Source organism: Pseudomonas neuropathica (assembly GCF_051174785.1).
In the GTDB taxonomy this organism is placed as follows: Bacteria; Pseudomonadota; Gammaproteobacteria; order Pseudomonadales; family Pseudomonadaceae; genus Aquipseudomonas; species Aquipseudomonas neuropathica_A.
This window is the reverse complement of sequence record NZ_CP195111.1, coordinates 3416000-3431404: the sequence shown is the minus strand read 5'-3', so window position 1 is coordinate 3431404 and position 15405 is coordinate 3416000. Positions and strand designations below refer to the sequence as shown.

Annotated in this window: 14 protein-coding genes; 12 read left to right on the top strand and 2 right to left on the bottom strand. The window is 59.3% G+C overall.

All coding sequences use genetic code 11. From position 1 onward, the window contains the following. Positions 1-80: 80 nt before the first annotated feature. The 7 genes from ACRRSD_RS15675 to ACRRSD_RS15645 all read left to right on the top strand — a co-directional run bounded on the left by ACRRSD_RS15675 (position 81) and on the right by ACRRSD_RS15645 (position 7379). The gene (locus ACRRSD_RS15675; protein ID WP_038365005.1) at positions 81-371 is read left to right on the top strand and encodes a c-type cytochrome; all 291 of its coding nucleotides are present in this window, start codon (positions 81-83) and stop codon (positions 369-371) included. 43 nt (positions 372-414) lie between these two features. After that, positions 415-1026, top strand: coding sequence for a c-type cytochrome (locus ACRRSD_RS15670; protein ID WP_008081240.1), 612 nt, complete (start codon positions 415-417; stop codon positions 1024-1026). 187 nt (positions 1027-1213) lie between these two features. Then, positions 1214-1855 (top strand): thiol:disulfide interchange protein DsbA/DsbL, encoded by a 642-nt coding sequence (locus ACRRSD_RS15665; protein WP_160054503.1) that lies wholly within the window; start codon positions 1214-1216, stop codon positions 1853-1855. Between the two features lie 14 nt (positions 1856-1869). After that, a complete protein-coding gene (locus ACRRSD_RS15660) occupies positions 1870-2748 on the top strand; it encodes an endonuclease/exonuclease/phosphatase family protein (protein WP_038364999.1) in 879 nt (292 codons plus the stop codon). Continuing rightward, the gene (locus tag ACRRSD_RS15655) at positions 2745-4805 is read left to right on the top strand and encodes a diguanylate cyclase (RefSeq protein WP_435034217.1); all 2061 of its coding nucleotides are present in this window, start codon (positions 2745-2747) and stop codon (positions 4803-4805) included. The genes ACRRSD_RS15660 and ACRRSD_RS15655 overlap by 4 nt, the downstream gene beginning before the upstream one ends. Before the next feature lie 101 nt (positions 4806-4906). After that, a complete protein-coding gene (locus tag ACRRSD_RS15650; protein WP_435034216.1) occupies positions 4907-5689 on the top strand; it encodes an N-acetylmuramoyl-L-alanine amidase in 783 nt (260 codons plus the stop codon). A gap of 76 nt (positions 5690-5765) precedes the next feature. Further along, complete coding sequence (locus ACRRSD_RS15645; RefSeq protein WP_435038508.1) at positions 5766-7379, top strand: EAL domain-containing protein; 1614 nt, start codon at positions 5766-5768, stop codon at positions 7377-7379. Here the strand turns inward: ACRRSD_RS15645 and ACRRSD_RS15640 are convergent. Together ACRRSD_RS15640 and algB are read right to left on the bottom strand one after the other, a co-directional pair. Next, on the bottom strand, positions 7376-9166 hold the full coding sequence (locus tag ACRRSD_RS15640; RefSeq protein ID WP_435034215.1) for a KinB sensor domain-containing domain: 1791 nt from the start codon (positions 9164-9166) through the stop codon (positions 7376-7378). The genes ACRRSD_RS15645 and ACRRSD_RS15640 overlap by 4 nt on opposite strands. A gap of 10 nt (positions 9167-9176) precedes the next feature. After that, positions 9177-10523, bottom strand: a complete 1347-nt coding sequence (gene algB, locus ACRRSD_RS15635) for a sigma-54-dependent response regulator transcription factor AlgB (RefSeq protein WP_007954049.1) — start codon at positions 10521-10523, stop codon at positions 9177-9179. Positions 10524-10950: 427 nt separating this feature from the next. On the opposite strand from algB, the gene ACRRSD_RS15630 reads away from it, so the two are divergent. The 5 genes from ACRRSD_RS15630 (at position 10951) to ACRRSD_RS15610 (ending at position 15351) form a co-directional block, all read left to right on the top strand. Beyond that, positions 10951-11235 (top strand): hypothetical protein, encoded by a 285-nt coding sequence (locus tag ACRRSD_RS15630; protein WP_435034214.1) that lies wholly within the window; start codon positions 10951-10953, stop codon positions 11233-11235. Between the two features lie 72 nt (positions 11236-11307). Continuing rightward, positions 11308-11472 (top strand): DUF1328 domain-containing protein, encoded by a 165-nt coding sequence (locus tag ACRRSD_RS15625; protein WP_003177151.1) that lies wholly within the window; start codon positions 11308-11310, stop codon positions 11470-11472. A gap of 2 nt (positions 11473-11474) precedes the next feature. Further along, positions 11475-11939, top strand: coding sequence for an inhibitor of vertebrate lysozyme family protein (locus tag ACRRSD_RS15620; RefSeq protein WP_435034213.1), 465 nt, complete (start codon positions 11475-11477; stop codon positions 11937-11939). 702 nt (positions 11940-12641) lie between these two features. Continuing rightward, the gene (gene gltP / locus ACRRSD_RS15615; protein ID WP_435034212.1) at positions 12642-13973 is read left to right on the top strand and encodes a glutamate/aspartate:proton symporter GltP; all 1332 of its coding nucleotides are present in this window, start codon (positions 12642-12644) and stop codon (positions 13971-13973) included. A 148-nt stretch (positions 13974-14121) separates the two neighbouring features. Beyond that, positions 14122-15351, top strand: coding sequence for a nucleoside recognition domain-containing protein (locus ACRRSD_RS15610; RefSeq protein ID WP_435034211.1), 1230 nt, complete (start codon positions 14122-14124; stop codon positions 15349-15351). Positions 15352-15405 lie beyond the last annotated feature (54 nt).

The window sequence follows — 15405 nt, the reverse complement described above, 5'->3', positions numbered from 1 at the left end:
TAGGATGAAGTTCACGAGAGCGACAGACCTTGATTGCGCATTAGAACGCAGAACGCTCTCAACCCTGAAAAGGTCGTTTTATGACGAAATGGCTGCTGGCTGCCGGAGTCTTAATGCCGCTTTACAGCGCACAGGCTACACAGGATCCGGAAGCTGTGTACAACCGTGTTTGTGGTGCCTGTCATTCCGGCCAACTACCCATGGCGCCCAAAAGAGGCGATCAGGAAGCTTGGACGCCGAGGTTGGCGAAAGGTATGGGGACGCTGGTGCAACACGTGACCCAGGGTTTCAAGGCGATGCCGCCGCGTGGTTTGTGCATGGACTGCAGTGCCGAGGATTACCAAGCCATCATCCTTTGGATGAGCGAGTAAACCCGGTCCATAACTTAACCCTTAGCCGTAGTTGGATTAGCTGATGAACAAATTGATCGTGAGTCTGCTGTTGACCGTGGGAATCTCAGGCTTCGCCCATGCTGCCGGTGATGCCGCAGCAGGCCAGGCAAAAGCCGCCGTATGTGGAGCCTGCCATGGCCCGGACGGCAACAGCATGGCGCCAAACTTTCCGAAACTGGCCGGTCAAGGTGAACGCTACCTGACCAAGCAATTGCACGACATCAAGTCGGGCAAGCGCACCGTTCTGGAAATGACCGGCCTGCTGACCAATCTGAGTGATCAGGACCTGGCCGACATCGCCGCCTACTTCGCCAGCCAGAAAGGCAGCGTCGGCGCCGCCGATCCGAAGATCGTCGCGCGCGGTGAAGCGCTGTTCCGCGGCGGCAACCTGGCCAAGGGCCTGCCCGCCTGCACCGGTTGCCACTCACCGAACGGCGCCGGCAACGCCGCTGCCGGCTTCCCGCATCTGGGGGGCCAACACGCTCAATACATCGCCAAGCAGCTGACTGATTTCCGCAAGGAAGAAGGCGGTCGTACCAACGACGGCGACACCATGACCATGCAGACCATCGCCAAGCGCCTGAGCGACGAAGACATCGCTGCGGTCTCCAGCTACATTCAAGGCCTGCACTAAGCGCACTTGGCAGCGATAGATCTCGCGCAACGTTAACGCTCGATTAATCCGTCGCAGCAAGTATAAAAAGGGTGGCTTTGGCCGCCCTTTTTTGTGGCCGCTACCGTTACACTACAGAACTCATGCCCGCCAGGATCTGTCTGAAAACAGGTCGCGCGAGGCGACCAAAATTGTCCAGGAGTAAAGCATGCGTAATCTGATCATCAGCGCCGCTCTCGTCGCTGCCAGCCTGTTCGGCGTGACCGCTCAAGCCGCCGAAGCACCTGCCGCCCCTTACGTCGAGCTGGCCAACCCGGTTCCGGTTGCAGAGCCTGGCAAGATCGAAGTGGTCGAGCTGTTCTGGTACGGCTGCCCGCATTGCTATGCCTTTGAGCCAGTGATCAACCCTTGGGTTGAGAAACTGCCGTCCGACGTCAACTTCGTACGTATCCCGGCCATGTTCGGCGGCCCATGGGACGCTCACGGCCAGATGTTCCTGACCCTGGAAGCCATGGGTGTCGAGCACAAGGTTCACAACGCAGTTTTCGAAGCAATCCAGAAACAACACAAGAAGCTGACCGACAAGAACGACATGGCTGACTTCCTCGCCACCCAAGGCGTGGACAAGGATAAATTCCTCGCCACGTTCGACTCGTTCGCCATCAAAGGTCAGATCGTAAAAGCTCGCGAACTGGCCAAGAAGTATGAAATCACTGGCGTGCCAACCATGATCGTCAACGGCAAGTACCGCTTCGACATCGGCTCTGCCGGTGGTGCCGAGCAAGCGCTGCAACTGGCTGACCAACTGGTCGCCAAAGAGCGAGCGGCAACCAAGGCTGCTGCCAACTAAGCGCGGCCACCGCCATGCGCCGCTGGAAGTCTGAACGCATCGTTGGCCTGCATGATCCGCAGGTCAACGAGCATCACCTGGAGTCCACGGGCCTGCCCGCAGACCAGCGTCTGCGCTTGCTCAGTTTCAATATCCAGGTCGGCATCAGCACCGAGCGCTATCGACATTACCTGACCCGCAGCTGGCAGCATCTGCTGCCGCACACCGGGCGTTCAGGCAACCTGCAAAAGATCGGCGACCTGCTTGGCGACTTCGATCTGGTCGCCCTGCAGGAAGCTGATGGCGGCAGCCTGCGTTCAGGCTACGTCAATCAGGTCGAACATCTGGCCCAGCTCGGCGCCTTCCCCTACTGGTATCAACAACTCAATCGAAACCTCGGCCGACTGGCCCAGCACAGCAATGGCGTGCTCAGTCGTCTGAAACCGTCGGCGATTGAAGATCACCCGCTGCCCGGCCCGAAAGGTCGCGGCGCGATCCTGCTGCGTTTCGGCGAAGGCCCGGAAGCGCTGGTGGTGGTGATGATGCACCTGGCCCTTGGCGCGCGAACCCGCAGCCTGCAACTGGCCTACATTCGTGAGCTGATCGGTGGCTATAAACACCAAGTGTTGATGGGCGACATGAACACCCATGCCAGCGATCTGCTACAACATTCTCCGTTACGCGATCTCGGTCTGCTGGCCCCGCAGGTGGAAGCGACATTCCCCAGCTGGCGCCCGCAGCGTTGCCTCGATCATATTTTGCTCAGCCCGACCCTGACCCTGGAAAAGGTCGAAGTGCTGGCACAACCGATTTCCGATCACCTGCCGGTCGCGGTAGAGATTCGTCTGCCGGGTTCGCTCACGGCCGATGCATTGCCCGCGTTGAGTCCTGCCCCTCGCGGAACCCCTGAATGAGCGACGACGCCCAGCGCTGGAAAGAGAAATACCTCAAAAGCATCGAACAACAGGACAAACTCGAACGTCGTTGGGCCGCCAGGCTCGACTTGCTGCGCCGAGGTCTGGTGCGCAGCACACTGGCGGCTGAAGGCACCGACAAGGTCGTTGATCAATGCATGAAAGAGATGCGCGATGTAGTGCGCACCGACGACATGGATGCCGGCCTCGCCGCCCTGCTGCCGCGCCTGGAAAAAGCCGTGCTCGACTCCGAGCAGCGCCGCGAAACCCGCATCGATCAGGTCAGCACCGCGCTGACATCGCTGGTCACCCAGTTGCAGGCTTTGCCGCTGCCGCGTGAAGTCGCTCAGCCACTGAAGAAATTCGCCAAACAACTGGATGGTCGCGTCGGGTCGGCGCGGGAAATGCCATTGCTGTTAAGTGAACTCAGCGGCTTGCAGGGCAAGGCATTGAGTCAGCTGGAAACGCCCGCAGAGCCGGGTCGTCCGGGCCTGTTGCAGCGCTTGTTTGGTAGCCGTGACAGCGAAGAGGCGCCCGCCACAGAATCACCCGCACCGACCCAGGTCGCGCAGCCGCTTGCAGCCCCACTCCCTGAACCGGAATCCGCAGAGCCGGCCCCTGTCGCAGCGATTGAACCGGTGACGGCGGCTCCCGCCCTTGAAGTCGCCATGCCTGTCGAAAAAACGACGCCAGCCCCGCAAACCCGGCTGGAAGTGGAAGAAGTGGTGGCCTTCGAGCCGCCCACGGTCATTAGCGAAGTTATCATTGATCCGACCGAGCCTAAGGCCGAGCGCCTCGAACCCGAGCCCGTTTTCTCCCCGGCTCCAGTTCAGACGCGGATCACGCCCGCCGCCATCAATCCCGATGAATTGATCCACCCCGGTGATCCAGCGCCGCTGATCCTCGACAGCCTGCCCTTGCCCGAACCCATCGCACGGGCGCTGGCCGCCATCGACCCGGAGCAATCCGAACACGACATTCTGTTCGCGCTGCCGGACACCCCGGAGCCGTCCTACAGCTCAGTGGCCAAGCATATCGAGGACACCTTGATCGGTCTGCTCGATGACCTGACCCTGCCAGAACGTCACCGTCCGCAAGCCGAAGCCATGCGCGAAAGGCTTAAACATGGGCTGAACTGGTACGAACTGATCCCGATTCTCGACGATCTCGCGACATTGATGCTGGCGATCACCGACAGCGGTCAACACGAGTTCGAAGCGTATCTGCAGCAACTCAACGAACGCCTCGAAGCATTCCAGAGCAACCTGCAAGCCGCCAGCGAAGGCCATGCCGACAACAGTTCGGCGGCGCGGGCCATGGATACGCAGATCCGCGAGCAGGTCGATGGTTTGCAGACCAGTGTCCAGGAAGCCGCCGACCTCGATGACCTCAAGCAAGTGCTTGAGAGCCATCTCGAAGGCCTGCTCGGCACCATGGACCAGCACCAAAAGCAGCGCGATGCCCGCGAGCAAGAAGTCGCCACGCGACTGAAAAGCCTGTCCGAGCGCGTGGCGCATATGGAGCAGGAAGCCCAGGGTTTCCGCGAACATCTTGAAGTGCAACGGCAGAAAGCCTTGATTGATCCGCTCACCGGTCTGCCCAATCGCGCCGCGTGGAGCGAACGCCTAGAGCATGAAATCAAGCAGTGGCAGCAACACGGCAACACCCTGAGCCTGGCGATGCTCGATCTGGATCATTTCAAACGCATCAACGACAACTATGGCCATCTTGCCGGCGACAAAGTGCTGAAGATCATTGCCACGGTGCTGCGCAAACGCCTGCGCGGCTCGGACTTCATAGCCCGTTTCGGTGGTGAGGAGTTCGTTTTGTTACTGCCGGCGACGCCGCCAGCGGTCGGCGCCAAACTGCTGGAAAGCCTGCGCGCAGCGATCGAAGCCTGCCCGTTCCACTTCAAAGGTGAGCGAGTGACGATCACCATCTCCATGGGACTGGCATCATTCCGCGCTGGAGAACACAGCGATCTGGTATTGAAAAGAGCCGATCAGGCGCTATACCGGGCGAAAAACGCCGGACGCAACCGGGTCGAGCTGGGCTAAGCAATTTGTTCCATTTTGTTTAAATCCGCCCGCTGACCGTCGAGACGCAAGTCAGTACGTTACACTGTTGCATTACTGTCTTGCGTGTACTGCCTTCTGCCATGAAATTCTTTGCCCTCCTCGCTTCGCTGCTCGTTCTGGCTGGTTGTGCCAGCGGCCCGCGCTACAACACCAGCCATCCTTCGGCCAATTACGACAGCCGCATTCAGTTTGTGGTCGTGCATTACACGTCGGCCTCACTGGAGCGCTCGCTGCAATTGCTGACCCACGGCGAAGTCAGCAGCCATTACCTGATCGGCGACGACAAGAGCGGCACTGTCTACAAGCTGATGGATGAAAACCAGCGCGCCTGGCACGCCGGCGAAAGCCAATGGCAGGGCCGCACCTGGCTCAACTCCAGTTCGATCGGCATCGAAATCGTCAACCCGGGCTTCAAGGACACGCCGACCGGGCGGCTGTGGTATCCGTACAGCGAAGCGCAGATTCAATCGTTGATCGTCCTGCTCAAGGACATCAGCAAGCGCAACGGCATCAGCCCGCGGCACATCATTGGCCATAGCGACATCGCGCCGCTGCGCAAGCTTGATCCAGGACCGTTGTTCCCGTGGAAACGCCTCGCCGCCGAAGGCTTGGGCCTGTGGCCAAACGAGCAAGCCGTGGCGCGTCAGCAGGCGCTGTTCAACAGTAGTGAACTGCCGAGCATCAGCTGGTTCCAGGCGCAATTGGCGCACTTGGGCTACGACACGCCGCAGACCGGCGAACTGGACGTTGCGACGCGTCACGTCCTCGCCGCATTCCAGATGCACTTCCGGCCTTCGCGCTTCGATGGCACGCCGGATGCGCAAACGGCAGCGTTGTTGCTGGTGCTCAATCAGACAAAATAATGACGCCCGCCCGACGGTCAGGGCGAAATCGCAATCAGCAGCTATAACTCATTGGTAATTCTTCGGATATTCCATGATGGTTGCTACCCGAGAGACGCTGCGTAGCTGGTTTTATCGCCCCTGGTTTTTGGCGATGATCGCGGCTGTCCTCAGTGCCAGCCTGCTGATCGCCGGCGGTATGTTCGTGGCAATGCGTCAGGTCGAGCAAAGCGAAAGTCAGGAAATGAACGCGCAAGGCGAACGTTTCCTCGCCCGCCTCGAACAATTGTTCGGCCAGTTGCGCGAAAGTCTCGACGACCTCGAAGCGCAGCCGCTACGCAGTTGTGACGATGAAATGATCGCCACCCTGCAGCAAGTCACCTTCAACTATCGCTTCGTCTATGAAGCAGCCTATATGGACGCCTCACGGATCTGCTCCAACCGTCCGCGTCAGGAAGGCGTGTCGGTGGTCCGCGCGCCAGATATCAAAGGCCCGACCTACAGCTATTGGCTGAATACCACCACCGAACCCGATGAAAACCGCGCCGCGCTGATGCTGGGCCGCGGCAATTTTCGTGTGGCCACTTCACGCGGGCATCTGACCGACATGGTCGATCTGTCGCCCGGCAGCAGCCTGCTGGTGGTACTCGACCATGGTGCCCGTGCGATACCGGTGCTCGGCACAGCACAGGCCTGGCCACCGACCGAACATTGGCCACCGAAAAGTCGCGAGTCATTACAGGTCACTCAGACTCGGCTGATCTACCGCATGCCCACCAACAACCCGGAGTATCAACTGGTCCTGATTACACCCAGAACCGGCATGCACATTCCGGCTATCTGGTGGTGGATGATCCCGGCGTGTGTGCTGCTAGGCGCATTTTCGGGATTCTTCGTTTTCCTGCTGGTGCGCCAGCGTCAGTCGATGGACGCCGAACTGCACGGCGCGATTCGTCGCGGTGAGTTGCAGGTGCTCTATCAGCCGATCTTCGATCTCGACAGCCGCAACTGCGTCGGCGCCGAAGCCCTGCTGCGCTGGCGCCGCCCGGACGGCACGCTGACCAGTCCTGACCTGTTTATCCCCATGGCGGAAAACACCGGGCAGATCCGCCAGATGACCGACTTCGTCCTGCAGCGCCTGCTGGAGCAACTGGGCCAGTTGCTGCGTGCCAATCCGCAGCTGTATATCTCGGTCAACCTTGCCGCGTGCGACGTGATGGTGCCGCGCATCGGTCTGGTCATGGCGCGCTTGCTCACATTGCATCGAGTGGCCGCGCGGCAGATTGCCTTCGAAGTCACCGAACGCGGTTTGATTGATGTGGTAGTGGCGCGGGAAAACCTGCAAGCCTTACGCGATGTTGGCCATCAAGTATTGATCGATGACTTCGGCACCGGCTATTGCAGCCTCGCCTACCTGCAAACCTTGCCGGTCGATTGTCTGAAAATCGACAAGGCGTTCATTGATGCGCTGGGCCATGACGCGGCGAGCAGCGGCGTCGCCCCGCACATCATTCACATGGCGCAGGCGCTGGATCTGAAGGTGATTGCCGAAGGCATCGAGCTGGAATCACAGGCGCAATTGCTCAGCAGCGAAGGTGTGAAGTTCGGTCAGGGCTGGTTGTTCGCCCATGCGCTGAGCGCGGTGCAATTCATTGAGTTGATCACCCGGGGCCGACGCCTCGCGGGAAGGCGAATGGACGACGAAGCCTAAACGGCGAGCGCCATATAGAACTGCGTGCCCTGCCCCGGCCGCGAATAAACCCCCATACGTCCGCCATGCAACTGGACGATTTCCTTGCACAGCGCCAGACCAAGCCCGGCGCCGCCCTTTTTGCGGCCGACCTGCACGAACGGCTCGAAGATTCGCCCTTGCTGGCCGTAGGCAATGCCTTCGCCATTGTCCTCGACGCTGATAATCACCCGCTCACCATGCCTACGTGCCTGCAAGCGGATCAGACCGTCGCGGGCGGTATGACGCAAGGCATTGTCGATCAGGTTATCCAGCACGCGATCGAGCTGCGCCTGATCCGCCTGCAAACGTGGCAGCGGCCCCTGCACTTCGACATTCAGGGCGATGCCCTTGGCCGCTGCCGAGTCGGCAAAGCGCAATTGCGCCTGCTCCAGCAAATCTTCGATGGAGCACGGTGCCAACGTGAGCTTTTGCAGGCCGTTCTGATAACGCGAGAAGTTGAGCAGGTCATTGATCAACTGCATCAGGCGCTGCATTTCCTCGTTCACGGTGTCGAGCAGATCAGCCTCGCGCGACTCCGCTGGAAACTTCGCCCGCTCACGGAACAAACCGAACGCCATGTGCATGCCGGTGACCGGCGTGCGCAGCTCATGGGAGGCGCGCAAGACGAATTCGCTGCGCACCCGTTCAAAGGCGCGCTGCTCGGTGACATCGTGCAGCACCATCACCGCGCCGAGAATATGACCTTGGGTATGACTGACCGGCGTCAGGCTGTAGGTCAGCAGGCGGGATTCGCCGTCGACTTCGATACTCAGATCTTCCGGCGCCCGCTCCAGCGTGCCGCCGCGCAGCACCAGTTGCAGTTGCGCATCCAGCTCCGGCCGTTGCAGCGCCGTACCCAGCCCCTGGCCGAGGCGATCATCGTCCCAACCCAGTTGCCGTTGGGCGACCGGATTGAGGTGCTCCAGATGCCCTTCCCGGTCGATCATCAGCAAGCCGTCGTCAATGCTGTCGAGCACTGCCTGCAAGCGTTGCTGACCGGCGAGCAATTCGTCGACGTTAGTCGCCTGATGCTCGCGCAGTGCCTCAGCCATGAGGCCGAAGCGTTTGGTCAGCTGATTCATTTCCATCGCTGAAGAAATCGGCAGGGTCACTTCAAAATTGCCTTGGCCGATATTGTCTGCCGCTTGGGCCAATGCCTCGATCGGCGCGCCGAACCGCCTGGCAATGCCGTGGGCCGTGATGAAACCGATGATCAGCACCGCCAACCCGACAAATCCAAGCAGACCCGCAATCAACAAGGCACGGTCACGCGCCTCATTCTGTACCGCGTTGATGTTGTCCAGTGCATGCTTGTGCTCGGTGATCAGCCCGTTGCGCAGCGTGTTGAAGCGCTCCCGGAAGTCGGCGCTGCTGCTCATCGAGCTGGCCGGGTCACGGGACAAATCGAAAGCTTCCAGGAAGCTCAGATAATCCGCTTTTGCCCGACTGAAGCCGTAGAGCCGGCCATCGCCCTCTTGCTCTTGGGCGATGCCTTGGTCCAGTAACTCGAAGTAATGCTGTTTCGATGCTTCGAACGCCACGGGATCCGGCTTTTCCGCGAGCATGATGATCAGTTGATCACCCAGCGTCTGCCGCAACTTGAGCCCCAGATCCAGAGTGACGAAGTTGCTGCGCACCAAAGCTTCTTGAGTGCCGGCCATCTGCATCACGCTCACCAGCCCCAGCAGCAGCCCGAGCAAGGCCACGGTGATCAGCGCGGAAATGCTCAGGAACAAACGGGTCCGCAACTTCATCGCCAGTTTCATCGCCCGGCACTCACAGGTTGTACTGCTTGCGCTTGCGGTACAGGGTCGAAGCGTCGATACCGAGGGTTTTCGCCGCTTGATCCAGCGTGCCGGCGGTGGCGAGAACGGCGCCGATGTGGGCTTTTTCCAACTCATCGAGACTCAACGCCGCGCCGACACGAGGGGCGTTGTTGGCCGGTTGCTCGGCCATGCCGAGGTGGCTGATTTCCACGCGCTCCTGCGGGCAGATGATGCTTGCCCGCTCGACCACGTTACGCAGCTCACGAATATTGCCCGGCCAGCGATAGCCGAGCAGCGCCTCACGCGCTTCATCGCTGAAGCCCCTTGCCGGACGTGCGTACTCTTTGACGAAGCGGGCAAGGAAGCGATCGGCCAGGGTCAGGATGTCCTCGGCACGCTCGCGCAATGGCGGCAGGTGCAGGGTGATGACGTTCAGGCGATAGAGCAGATCCTCACGGAATCGTCCGTCGCGAACCATGTCTTCAAGGTTGAGGTTGGTTGCTGCCAAAATACGTACATCTGCGCGCCGGGTCACCGGATCCCCTACCCGCTCGTATTCCTTGTCTTGAATGAAACGCAGCAACTTGGGTTGCAGGGTCAGTGGAAAATCGCCGATCTCGTCGAGAAATAGCGTACCGCCGTCGGCCTGATTGACTCGACCCAAGGTGCTCTCGCTGGCGCCGGTAAACGCACCGCGGCTATGGCCGAACAACTCGCTTTCCATCAATTCCGCCGTCAACGACGGGCAGTTGATGGTCACGCAGGATTTCTTCTCGCGTTTGCTCCAGCCATGGATCGCTCGGGCCAGCTCACCTTTACCGGTGCCGGATTCGCCGAGGATCAGAATGTTGGCGTCGGTGCCGGCGACCTGGCGGGCGGTTTCCAGTACGACCTTCATCGCCGGGCTGTGGGAATCGAGGCCATCCTTCGGTTTGCGGATCTCGCCTTCGAGCGCTTCGAGGCGCGCCGACAATTGGCGCACTTCCAGTTGCTTGGCGGTGGCCAGACGCAATTGATCCGGGCTGCACGGTTTCACCAGATAGTCGGCGGCGCCGGCCTGGATCGCATCTACCGCAGTATCGACAGCCGAATGCGCGGTGACGATCACTACGCGCATCCACGGCGCCTGAATGCGCATCTGCGCCAGCACGTCGAGGCCGTTGTCTTCGCCCAGACGCAGATCGAGGAAGCACAGGTCAAAGACCTGACGTTGCAGCAAGGCGTCGGCCTGAGCCGCGCTGTTGGCTGTGGCAACCGTATAGCCTTCATCTTCGAGGCAATAACGGAAGGTACGCAGGATGGCAGATTCGTCGTCCACCAGCAGAATGCGGCCTTGATGCTCAGTGGCAGATTCCATTTTTCCTACGCTCCATAGTGATTGGTATTGGGTTAGTCCCGGAAAAATCGGGCAAGTTGCATGGTTGATTCTGAACGATGCCAGCCATAGGAGGGTAGCTCTCTCCTGCCTTTACGGCCAATACGTTGATTTTGTTGGTTTTTTAAACAATCACCGATTTGCAGGGCAATGCCTGCTTACTTTTCTGACATCTGCGCCCTGCTCTCAATTCCATAAGAATGAATTCTCCTACGAAAAAATCGTGCATTGCGCACGATCCCAGATGACCCATCGTGCAGGATGCGTCGCAAACGATTTTTTGAATACACATAACTAATTGATTTTATTGGATATTTTTCAAATAAAAAACTGGCATGCAGGCTGCAATACCTCATTCAGCCCGGGCAGATACGAACTGCCCCAACCGAATAAGAGTGAGGAACCCAGGATGACTCGCCAACGTGCCGCCCAAGTGCGTATCTCGCCACTGCACATCCAGCAAGGTCTGTTTGGCGTACTGGCGCTGTTGATCACCCTGATCGCCTGTCAGCAATACCTGCGCTGGGAAAACAGCCAGAAAGTTGAGCCGTTGATCTCGATCCAGCACAGCACGCAAACGCACTTCAGCGCCGTCAGCAGCAGCCAGGCCGAGAGCGCTTCGATGCGCATGATGGACGTCGATCAGGCGCAGCCGCTGGATCAACTGCCACGTGAAGAGCGTTGGGTTTTCTAAAGAACGAAAGAATTCGGGCGCGCAGCGCCGGAACACGCAACACCCCTAAATAGAGAAGTAAGGAGAATCACCATGTTGAGCTGGGCAATTACATTCTTGATCATTGCCATCATCGCTGCAGTACTGGGCTTCGGTGGTATCGCGGGCACCGCCACGGGTATCGCCAAGATTCTCTTTGTCGTGTTCCTGGTGATGTTCATCGCTTCTTTCTTCTTTGGCCGTCGCGGCCGAGGTTAACGATGAGTGCTTTAAAGACACTGGCAGCCGCCCTGCTTCTGGGCGGTAGTGCCATGGCGATGGCGGCCAATGACGGCCAGACGCGGGTCAACGAACTGTTGAGTTCCGACGCGCAATACCGGGAAACATGGGAAGGCGTGGTGAAGAAGGAAGAACGCCTGCCGGAATGGGTGATGAACCTGTCCGGCACTTCCGAACAGCAGATGAACGCGGTGGAAGAAGATGGCGACAAGTATCTGGTTGGCCCGCTCTGCGAAAATGCAGACAAGTGCCTCAACCATCGCTTGATCGTCGCGTTCAGCTTCGACAAGGACGATGCCTACGGCATGCTGGTTGATGTGCCCGAAGGCCTGCCGTCCGACAAGTCTCCGACGCGACATGCGACCTATCGCTTCCTCGGCAAACCCGACCAGGGCATGCAGGATCTGCTGATGGAAACCCTGAAGAAAGATCCGAAGTGGTACTGATTCGAACATGAAGGCAGCAGCCCTGCTGCCTTCCATTGCGCCCGCCTGAGGAAGGCAGGCGCATGACCAAGGGGCCGGGACGTTCTGACTGTTGCAGGGTCGGAGTGACCTACGGGTACAGGGAGTGCCTGCGCAAGGGCCGGGTCAGGGTAAAAGCTGCGCCGCAGGTTCGCCGATCCACAGTGGTTCGACGGACTTGCGCTGGGCTTTCAATCAGACAAAACATTGATCCAGAGCGTCCGGCTCGTGGATTTTATCGCTGACACTGCGCGCGAAAACATTACGCGGTGTTTCCTGGCGACCGTATATCGACAAAAAAACCGTTTAAACAGTAGGACTTCTAGTCTTCCAGCGTAGGCTTTTTCCTAAGTTTTTAGTCGATTTTTCTTGTTCAAAAAACAACCAACCTCCGCTGTGATGGCCGGTTCACGGCACTTATGCCGGCCGAAATGTCACAATCGAACCGGTTGGGACGCCAGTTTCACTAAAAAAAGCTCATGCCGATTCGGCATAGGGTAGGCGTTTACGGCATTAGACGGCGCCACCTTGCATCGGAATAGTTGCGCCTTTTTTCGCCTGCCGAAGAGCCGTAAATACGCACTTCGGGGCACCTTATACGGAGGCAGATGCACAGACTTTTCCGCTGATGAGCGTTCCAGTTCCTGCATGTGCCTGAGTCAAACGCAAGTAAGGGTAAAGATAATGAAGAAGGCAAAAATCAGCCTCGCCTGGCAGATCCTGATAGGTCTGGTTCTGGGGATTGCACTGGGTGCGCTGCTCAACCACTTCAGCGCCGAGAAGGCCTGGTGGATCAGCAACGTCCTGCAACCGGCAGGCGATATCTTTATCCGTCTGATCAAGATGATCGTGATCCCGATCGTCATTTCTTCCCTGATCGTCGGCATTGCCGGCGTGGGCGACGCCAAGAAGCTCGGGCGTATCGGCCTGAAGACCATCATCTATTTCGAGATCGTCACCACCATCGCCATCGTGGTCGGCCTGCTGCTGGCCAACCTGTTCCATCCGGGCACCGGCATCGACATGAGCACCCTGGGCACGGTGGATATCTCCAAGTACCAGGCGACCGCCGCCGAAGTGCAGCATGAACACGCGTTCATCGAGACCATCCTCAACCTGATCCCGTCGAACATCTTCGCGGCCATGGCCCGCGGCGAAATGCTGCCGATCATCTTCTTCTCCGTGCTGTTCGGTCTCGGTCTGTCGAGCCTGCAGTCGGACCTGCGCGAGCCGCTGGTGAAGATGTTCCAGGGCGTCTCGGAAAGCATGTTCAAAGTCACCCACATGATCATGAATTACGCGCCGATCGGCGTGTTCGCCCTGATCGCGGTGACCGTGGCCAACTTCGGCTTTGCTTCCCTGTTGCCGCTGGCGAAACTGGTGATCCTGGTTTACGTCGCCATCGCCTTCTTCGCCTTCGTCGTGCTGGGCCTGATCGCCAAGCTGTTCGGCTTCTCGGTGCTCAAGCTGATGCGCATCTTCAAGGATGAGCTGGTGCTGGCCTACTCCACCGCTTCTTCGGAAACCGTGCTGCCACGCGTGATCGAGAAGATGGAAGCCTACGGCGCACCGAAAGCCATCTGCAGCTTCGTGGTACCGACCGGCTACTCGTTCAACCTCGACGGTTCGACCCTGTACCAGTCCATTGCAGCAATCTTCATCGCTCAGCTGTACGGCATCGACCTGTCGATCAGCCAGCAGCTGCTGCTGGTGCTGACCCTGATGGTCACCTCCAAAGGCATCGCCGGTGTACCGGGCGTGTCCTTCGTGGTGCTGCTGGCGACTCTGGGCAGCGTGGGTATTCCGCTGGAAGGTCTGGCATTCATCGCTGGTGTCGACCGCATCATGGACATGGCGCGTACTGCACTGAACGTGATTGGTAACGCCCTGGCGGTACTGGTTATCGCGCGCTGGGAAGGCATGTACGACGATGCCAAGGGCCAGCGCTACTGGAACTCCCTGCCGCACTGGCGCAGCAAGGAAAAACTTCCAGCGGGCGAAATCTCCAAGAACTGATTGCTGAACCCTGTGGAGATTGGCTCGCTCCCACAGGGGATGTGAGCCAAGCCACAAATGAGGCACACACAAACCCCGGTGAAATCCGGGGTTTGTCGTTTCTGGCGACCCCGCTATCATTCGCCGCATTCTTCGGGGGATTTGACTGATGCTTAATGGCCTGTGGCTTGGCTTCTTCATCGTGGCAGCCGTGTCGGCGCTGGCGCAGTGGCTGATCGGCGGTAACGCCGGGATCTTTGCGGCGATGGTGGAAAGCATTTTCGCCATGGCCAAGCTCTCGGTCGAAGTCATGGTGTTGCTGTTCGGCACCCTCACCCTGTGGCTGGGCTTCCTGCGCATTGCCGAGAAGGCCGGGATCGTCGAATGGCTGGCCAAGGTGCTCGGCCCGCTGTTTCTGCGGCTGATGCCGGAAGTCCCGCCCGGTCACCCTGCCTTGGGCCTGATCACTTTGAACTTCGCTGCCAACGGTCTGGGCCTCGACAATGCCGCGACGCCCATCGGCCTGAAAGCCATGAAGGCGCTGCAAGAGCTCAATCCCAGTGCCACGGTCGCGAGTAACGCGCAAATCCTCTTCCTGGTGCTCAACGCCTCCTCCCTGACGCTGCTGCCGGTGACAATCTTCATGTACCGCGCCCAGCAAGGCGCGCCGGATCCGACGCTGGTGTTCCTGCCGATCCTGCTGGCGACCAGTTGCTCGACCATTGTCGGCTTCCTCTCGGTGGCGTTCATGCAGCGGCTGCGGATCTGGGATCCGGTGGTGTTGGCTTATCTGATTCCAGGTGCGCTGATTCTCGGTGGCTTCATGGCGCTGCTGGGCACCCTGTCAGCAACCGCTTTGGCGGGATTGTCGTCGATCCTCGGCAATCTCACGCTGTTCGGGTTGATCATGCTGTTTTTGCTGATCGGCGCGCTAAAGAAGGTCAAGGTTTACGAGGCGTTCGTCGAAGGCGCAAAAGAGGGCTTCGATGTCGCGAAAAATCTGCTGCCGTATCTGGTGGCGATGCTCTGTGCGGTGGGCGTTCTACGCGCGTCCGGGGCACTGGACTTTGGTCTGGACGGCATTCGTCATCTGGTCGAGTGGGCCGGTTGGGACACGCGGTTTGTCGATGCGCTGCCAACGGCGATGGTCAAACCGTTCTCCGGCAGCGCGGCGCGGGCGATGTTGATCGAGACGATGAAGACCTCGGGCGTCGACAGCTTCCCGGCGCTGGTCGCGGCGACGATTCAGGGCAGTACCGAGACCACGTTCTATGTGCTGGCGGTGTATTTCGGCGCGGTGGGTATTCAGCGGGCGCGACATGCGGTGGGGTGTGCGTTGTTGGCGGAGCTTGCCGGGGTCGTGGGCGCCATTTTCGTCTGCTACTGGTTCTTCGGCTAACCACTAATCCCATTGTGGGAGCGAACTTGCTCGCGAAGGCGTCCGGTCAGTCAA

Excerpts from the sequence above, each read along its gene's own strand:
- ACRRSD_RS15675 (WP_038365005.1), top strand. The coding sequence starts at position 81 with ATGACGAAATGGCTGCTGGCTGCCGGAGTCTTAATGCCGCTTTACAGC.
- ACRRSD_RS15670 (WP_008081240.1), top strand. The coding sequence starts at position 415 with ATGAACAAATTGATCGTGAGTCTGCTGTTGACCGTGGGAATCTCAGGC.
- ACRRSD_RS15665 (WP_160054503.1), top strand. The coding sequence starts at position 1,214 with ATGCGTAATCTGATCATCAGCGCCGCTCTCGTCGCTGCCAGCCTGTTC.
- ACRRSD_RS15660 (WP_038364999.1), top strand. The coding sequence starts at position 1,870 with ATGCGCCGCTGGAAGTCTGAACGCATCGTTGGCCTGCATGATCCGCAG.
- ACRRSD_RS15655 (WP_435034217.1), top strand. The coding sequence starts at position 2,745 with ATGAGCGACGACGCCCAGCGCTGGAAAGAGAAATACCTCAAAAGCATC.
- ACRRSD_RS15650 (WP_435034216.1), top strand. The coding sequence starts at position 4,907 with ATGAAATTCTTTGCCCTCCTCGCTTCGCTGCTCGTTCTGGCTGGTTGT.
- ACRRSD_RS15645 (WP_435038508.1), top strand. The coding sequence starts at position 5,766 with ATGGTTGCTACCCGAGAGACGCTGCGTAGCTGGTTTTATCGCCCCTGG.
- ACRRSD_RS15640 (WP_435034215.1), bottom strand. The coding sequence starts at position 9,166 with ATGAAACTGGCGATGAAGTTGCGGACCCGTTTGTTCCTGAGCATTTCC.
- algB (WP_007954049.1), bottom strand. The coding sequence starts at position 10,523 with ATGGAATCTGCCACTGAGCATCAAGGCCGCATTCTGCTGGTGGACGAC.
- ACRRSD_RS15630 (WP_435034214.1), top strand. The coding sequence starts at position 10,951 with ATGACTCGCCAACGTGCCGCCCAAGTGCGTATCTCGCCACTGCACATC.
- ACRRSD_RS15625 (WP_003177151.1), top strand. The coding sequence starts at position 11,308 with ATGTTGAGCTGGGCAATTACATTCTTGATCATTGCCATCATCGCTGCA.
- ACRRSD_RS15620 (WP_435034213.1), top strand. The coding sequence starts at position 11,475 with ATGAGTGCTTTAAAGACACTGGCAGCCGCCCTGCTTCTGGGCGGTAGT.
- gltP (WP_435034212.1), top strand. The coding sequence starts at position 12,642 with ATGAAGAAGGCAAAAATCAGCCTCGCCTGGCAGATCCTGATAGGTCTG.
- ACRRSD_RS15610 (WP_435034211.1), top strand. The coding sequence starts at position 14,122 with ATGCTTAATGGCCTGTGGCTTGGCTTCTTCATCGTGGCAGCCGTGTCG.